The organism is Streptomyces sp. NPDC052101, from assembly GCF_040680235.1.
Classification (GTDB): Bacteria; Actinomycetota; Actinomycetes; order Streptomycetales; family Streptomycetaceae; genus Streptomyces.
The window spans coordinates 1-3,116 of sequence record NZ_JBFAWH010000107.1 but is presented as its reverse complement, the minus strand read 5'-3'; the positions used below and the strand labels follow the sequence as shown (position 1 = coordinate 3,116).

The following is a 3,116-nucleotide window of genomic DNA, read 5'->3' as shown; positions in this document are numbered from 1 at the left end:
GCACCGCTCTCGTGGTGTTCATCCCGATTACGGGAAAACATTCACGGAGAGTTTGATCCTGGCTCAGGACGAACGCTGGCGGCGTGCTTAACACATGCAAGTCGAACGATGAAGCCCTTCGGGGTGGATTAGTGGCGAACGGGTGAGTAACACGTGGGCAATCTGCCCTTCACTCTGGGACAAGCCCTGGAAACGGGGTCTAATACCGGATACGAGCCTCCTGGGCATCTGGGAGGTTGGAAAGCTCCGGCGGTGAAGGATGAGCCCGCGGCCTATCAGCTTGTTGGTGAGGTAATGGCTCACCAAGGCGACGACGGGTAGCCGGCCTGAGAGGGCGACCGGCCACACTGGGACTGAGACACGGCCCAGACTCCTACGGGAGGCAGCAGTGGGGAATATTGCACAATGGGCGAAAGCCTGATGCAGCGACGCCGCGTGAGGGATGACGGCCTTCGGGTTGTAAACCTCTTTCAGCAGGGAAGAAGCGAGAGTGACGGTACCTGCAGAAGAAGCGCCGGCTAACTACGTGCCAGCAGCCGCGGTAATACGTAGGGCGCAAGCGTTGTCCGGAATTATTGGGCGTAAAGAGCTCGTAGGCGGCTTGTCACGTCGATTGTGAAAGCCCGAGGCTTAACCTCGGGTCTGCAGTCGATACGGGCTAGCTAGAGTGTGGTAGGGGAGATCGGAATTCCTGGTGTAGCGGTGAAATGCGCAGATATCAGGAGGAACACCGGTGGCGAAGGCGGATCTCTGGGCCATTACTGACGCTGAGGAGCGAAAGCGTGGGGAGCGAACAGGATTAGATACCCTGGTAGTCCACGCCGTAAACGGTGGGAACTAGGTGTTGGCGACATTCCACGTCGTCGGTGCCGCAGCTAACGCATTAAGTTCCCCGCCTGGGGAGTACGGCCGCAAGGCTAAAACTCAAAGGAATTGACGGGGGCCCGCACAAGCGGCGGAGCATGTGGCTTAATTCGACGCAACGCGAAGAACCTTACCAAGGCTTGACATACACCGGAAAACCCTGGAGACAGGGTCCCCCTTGTGGTCGGTGTACAGGTGGTGCATGGCTGTCGTCAGCTCGTGTCGTGAGATGTTGGGTTAAGTCCCGCAACGAGCGCAACCCTTGTTCTGTGTTGCCAGCATGCCCTTCGGGGTGATGGGGACTCACAGGAGACCGCCGGGGTCAACTCGGAGGAAGGTGGGGACGACGTCAAGTCATCATGCCCCTTATGTCTTGGGCTGCACACGTGCTACAATGGCCGGTACAATGAGCTGCGATACCGTGAGGTGGAGCGAATCTCAAAAAGCCGGTCTCAGTTCGGATTGGGGTCTGCAACTCGACCCCATGAAGTCGGAGTCGCTAGTAATCGCAGATCAGCATTGCTGCGGTGAATACGTTCCCGGGCCTTGTACACACCGCCCGTCACGTCACGAAAGTTGGTAACACCCGAAGCCGGTGGCCCAACCCCTTGTGGGAGGGAGCTGTCGAAGGTGGGACTAGCGATTGGGACGAAGTCGTAACAAGGTAGCCGTACCGGAAGGTGCGGCTGGATCACCTCCTTTCTAAGGAGCACTTCTTACCGGGCTTGCCTGGTCAGAGGCCAGTACATCGGCGAATGTCCGGTGCTGGTTGCTCATGGGTGGAACGTTGATTATTCGGCACGGTCCAGGATGGACCAGGCGCTAGTACTGCCCTTTCGGGGCGTGGAACGCTGATCTGGTTGGCTGGTCGTGTCGGGCACGCTGTTGGGTGTCTGAGGGAACGAACTTTCCTCAGTCGCCGGCCCCAGTGCACTCGAATCTTCTGGTTCGGGGTGATGGGTGGCTGGTCGTTGTTTGAGAACTGCACAGTGGACGCGAGCATCTGTGGCCAAGTTTTTAAGGGCGCACGGTGGATGCCTTGGCACCAGGAACCGATGAAGGACGTGGGAGGCCGCGATAGTCCCCGGGGAGTCGTCAACCAGGCTTTGATCCGGGGGTTTCCGAATGGGGAAACCCGGCAGTCGTCATGGGCTGTCACCCGCTGCTGAACACATAGGCAGTGTGGAGGGAACGAGGGGAAGTGAAACATCTCAGTACCCTCAGGAAGAGAAAACAACCGTGATTCCGGGAGTAGTGGCGAGCGAAACCGGATGAGGCCAAACTTACGACGTGTGAGACCCGGCAGGGGTTGCGTCGTGGGGGTTGTGGGATCTCTCTTCTGCGGTCTGCCGGCCGTAGGACGAGTCAGAAACCGTTGATGTAGGCGAAGGACATGCGAAAGGTCCGGCGTAGAGGGTAAGACCCCCGTAGTCGAAACGTCAGCGGCTCGTTTGAGAGACACCCAAGTAGCACGGGGCCCGAGAAATCCCGTGTGAATCTGGCGGGACCACCCGCTAAGCCTAAATATTCCCTGGTGACCGATAGCGGATAGTACCGTGAGGGAATGGTGAAAAGTACCCCGGGAGGGGAGTGAAATAGTACCTGAAACCGTGTGCCTACAAGCCGTGGGAGCGTCGGAACGTGCTTGCACGTTCTCGTGACTGCGTGCCTTTTGAAGAATGAGCCTGCGAGTTTGCGGTGTGTTGCGAGGTTAACCCGGGTGGGGAAGCCGTAGCGAAAGCGAGTCCGAATAGGGCGATTCAGTAGCACGCTCAAGACCCGAAGCGGAGTGATCTAGCCATGGGCAGGTTGAAGCGGAGGTAAGACTTCGTGGAGGACCGAACCCACCAGGGTTGAAAACCTGGGGGATGACCTGTGGTTAGGGGTGAAAGGCCAATCAAACTCCGTGATAGCTGGTTCTCCCCGAAATGCATTTAGGTGCAGCGTCGTGTGTTTCTTGCCGGAGGTAGAGCACTGGATAGGCGATGGGCCCTACCGGGTTACTGACCTTAGCCAAACTCCGAATGCCGGTAAGTGAGAGCGCGGCAGTGAGACTGTGGGGGATAAGCTCCATGGTCGAGAGGGAAACAGCCCAGAGCATCGACTAAGGCCCCTAAGCGTACGCTAAGTGGGAAAGGATGTGGAGTCGCACAGACAACCAGGAGGTTGGCTTAGAAGCAGCCACCCTTGAAAGAGTGCGTAATAGCTCACTGGTCTAGTGATTCCGCGCCGACAATGTAGCGGGGCTCAAG

2 rRNA genes are annotated in these 3,116 nt (G+C 58.0%); both read left to right on the top strand.

What is annotated here, in order from left to right:
• The first annotated feature begins 40 nt into the window (after positions 1 to 40).
• A 16S ribosomal RNA gene (locus AB0L75_RS44000) occupies positions 41 to 1,566 on the top strand.
• Between the two features lie 305 nt (positions 1,567 to 1,871).
• A 23S ribosomal RNA gene (locus tag AB0L75_RS43995) occupies positions 1,872 to 3,116 on the top strand; the annotation flags it as partial.